Source organism: Nostoc sp. CHAB 5715 (genome assembly GCF_020829685.1).
GTDB lineage: Bacteria > Cyanobacteriota > Cyanobacteriia > Cyanobacteriales > Nostocaceae > Nostoc.
The window spans coordinates 1-2,805 of the sequence record NZ_JAIVFR010000957.1; the positions used below are offsets into that span (position 1 = coordinate 1).

The following is a 2,805-nucleotide window of genomic DNA, read 5'->3' on the forward strand; positions in this document are numbered from 1 at the left end:
TAATTAACCAACGTTCGTCTTCGCAAATTGAAGCACATTATCGCAAGGTTATGGGGTTGTGAAAGACAAATAAATACAGAACTGCGGCAAAAAATTCCTGCTTTGGTGTTTAACATTCGGTTAGAAAATGGGAAATATATACTTAGTAAGGTTGACGAGTATAGTCTCAAAGATTATAGTAGGACTTGAGTGATAAGTTTTTAGATATGAAATCCTACACAGACATATACGAGGACTATCATAAGAATGTTTATCTCTATGCAGAGAAAGAATATTCTTGGTATAAACAAGCTTAAAATTTAAAAGATGCTGTCAGAAAAGCTTTTATTAGCGAAGACGAACGTTGGTTAATTATGAGTAAAGAGAACAATCAGAATAAAATAGACCAGCAATTAATAGCCAGTTCTTCTAGCAAAGAAGAAGATAAAAATCACAGAAATTGGTGGATTGAAATCGTTTCATTTTTAGCAGTAGGCTATTTGATTTTTAGCCTAATTAGCCCAATATTTCTCAAAGAAGGTCAACAACCAAGAAAGATAGAAACTCCTGACATTATAATCATTGCCATTGTTTTATTGTTTAACTCTGGTTTGCTCAACAGAATAGAGGATTTTGCTATTTCTAAGGATGGCGGCTTTACAGCTAAATTTAAGGAACTAAAGCAAGAGGTCAATAAACAGAAGCAAGAGGTTGATAAACAGAAAAGACAAATCGATGAGCTTCAAGCACAACAGCTAGAACAACTAGAAAAACAGCAAAAAAATTTAGAACAAACACAAGCTTTTATGTTTGGTTTTTTGCTTGCTAAGAAAGATTATGAGAAGATTGATCAACTCTATAAACACTCTAAAGCAGAGACGAGTTATGACTTTTATGTATCAAACAATGTAGGTGATGAGTTAAGGCGGTTACGAGATTTTAAATTAATTAAAACGAACTCTGGTTATATCAGTGATGTAGTTAAAGCGAGTAATTATGGTCAAAAATCAATCGATTTGACTAAATATTTTCATGTTACAGATTTGGGTGAACAGTTTTTGGCAACTCGTGAAGCGCTACAGGCTAAGGGCCAGGAAATGACAAATGCTCAGGAAACTCCAAAAGTTGAGCAGGTCAAGCCACTGCAATGAACCTTTACAGTGCCAGTGTAGATAGTTCACATAGCTGCTGATTGCTGTGTTTGCTAAAATATCGCACAGAGGCAGAATGCCAAAGGAAGTAGCTCTATGCCAATTGTCATTACCCTTAGCCCAGAATTAGAAGCATTATTACGCGACAAAGCTGCTCGGCAAGGTCAAGATGTTAGTCTTGTAGCGTCTGAGTTGCTTACCAGTGTCCTAGAGTGGGAAGTACAAGAATCAGAGGAGGCAATAAAGGGGATTCAACAAGGATTAGATGATTTTGAGGCAGGACGGTTCCGGTCTTTTCATGAGTTTGCCCAAGAACAGCGTCGCAAGTATAATCTGCCAGCTGATTCATGAAATATCGCATCGAAATTTCCAGTGTGGCGGAGTTTGAAGCAGACAGTGCCTTCCTACGGTTGTCCCAAGTCACATCCCCTTCAAGGGCAAGTCAATGGTATGCAAAATTGCTGCAAGCGATTGATTCCTTGTCTCAAATGCCGAAGCGCTGTCCTTTAGCGCCAGAGAACGAGTATTTCAGCCAAGAGATTCGACAACTACTTTATGGTCGAGGACGCAACTCATACCGCATCCTTTCACTATTTTGCAGGGGCAAGAAGTATCTACAGTGCGGTATTCTGCACATCCGACACGCTGCACAGGAAATCCTTGGTGAAGATCCTGATGAATCCAACGCCACTTAACAAATCACCGCACGCGATCGCCTAGAGGTTATATCCTGGGTGTTCAATATTATTTACCACCAGTTATCTTGATTTACAACATCAAAACTTTAGTAATTGACTACAAACCCATAAAAACACGCGGATTTTTGTGTATGCTTTGTGGCCAAGTGCCTTTGCCATACATTTTTGGGAGTAAACATGGAACGCGCTATTTCTGCGTTGGGGATTTTAGTTTTTATCGGTATATCCTACGCTTTCTCGGTTAATCGTCGTGCGGTGCGTTGGCGCATAGTGGCGTGGGGTTTAGGATTGGAGTTTGCATTTGCGCTAGTGATTCTTAAAACTCCTTGGGGTTTGAATGTGTTTAAATCTTTGGGAGATATTGTCAGCCAATTTTTAGCATTTTCTGATGTTGGTGCAAAATTTGTCTTTGGAGAAAATTTTAAGGATCATTTCTTTGCCTTCCAAGTGCTGCCGACAATTATCTTTTTCTCTGCCTTCATCAGCGTCTTGTATTACTACGGCATTTTACAACGAGTCGTAAATGTGATGGCGTGGGTAATGATGAAGACAATGAAAACATCGGGTTCTGAATCTTTATCCTGTGCAGGTAACATCTTTTTGGGCGCAACAGAGTCGGCGCTGATGGTTAAACCTTATATAGCGAATATGACGCAATCAGAACTCCATGCCGTGATGACGGGTGGTTTTGCCACAATTGCGGGTGGAGTACTAGGGGCATATCTCTCTTTTGGGATACCAGCAGAACACCTGATTGCTGCTTTTTTTATGACTGCTCCCACATCGTTGGTAGTATCAAAATTGCTCTACCCAGAAACAGAAGTATCAGAGACGGCTGGTAAGGCAAAAGCGGGGACAGTCGCGTTAACAAGACAATTTTTAATCCTTCTCTACCAACCGCTTGGTCAATGGCGGCAAATTTTTTGTTATCTGCAATTTTCCGAGCAACCCAGCCCCTTGCTAAATAACGTCCTACA

At 40.0% G+C, this 2,805-nt stretch carries 4 protein-coding genes; all 4 read left to right on the plus strand.

Translation table 11 applies throughout. The features are described from left to right. Positions 1–353 precede the first annotated feature (353 nt). Positions 354–1,130, plus strand: coding sequence for a hypothetical protein (locus tag LC574_RS34300; protein ID WP_229458071.1), 777 nt, complete (start codon positions 354–356; stop codon positions 1,128–1,130). A 96-nt stretch (positions 1,131–1,226) separates the two neighbouring features. Continuing rightward, positions 1,227–1,481, plus strand: a complete 255-nt coding sequence (locus LC574_RS34305; protein WP_229458072.1) for a hypothetical protein — start codon at positions 1,227–1,229, stop codon at positions 1,479–1,481. Further along, entirely contained in the window at positions 1,478–1,825 is a 348-nt protein-coding gene (locus LC574_RS34310) for a type II toxin-antitoxin system RelE/ParE family toxin (protein ID WP_229458073.1), read from the plus strand. The genes LC574_RS34305 and LC574_RS34310 overlap by 4 nt, the downstream gene beginning before the upstream one ends. A gap of 180 nt (positions 1,826–2,005) precedes the next feature. Continuing rightward, positions 2,006–2,805 (plus strand): Na+ dependent nucleoside transporter N-terminal domain-containing protein (locus tag LC574_RS34315; protein WP_306422205.1); only part of this gene is annotated, 800 nt, incomplete at its 3' end.

Bases quoted from the DNA above. Each gene is read 5' to 3' on its own strand.
- LC574_RS34310 (WP_229458073.1), top strand. From the start codon at position 1,478: ATGAAATATCGCATCGAAATTTCCAGTGTGGCGGAGTTTGAAGCAGAC.
- LC574_RS34300 (WP_229458071.1), top strand. From the start codon at position 354: ATGAGTAAAGAGAACAATCAGAATAAAATAGACCAGCAATTAATAGCC.
- LC574_RS34305 (WP_229458072.1), top strand. From the start codon at position 1,227: ATGCCAATTGTCATTACCCTTAGCCCAGAATTAGAAGCATTATTACGC.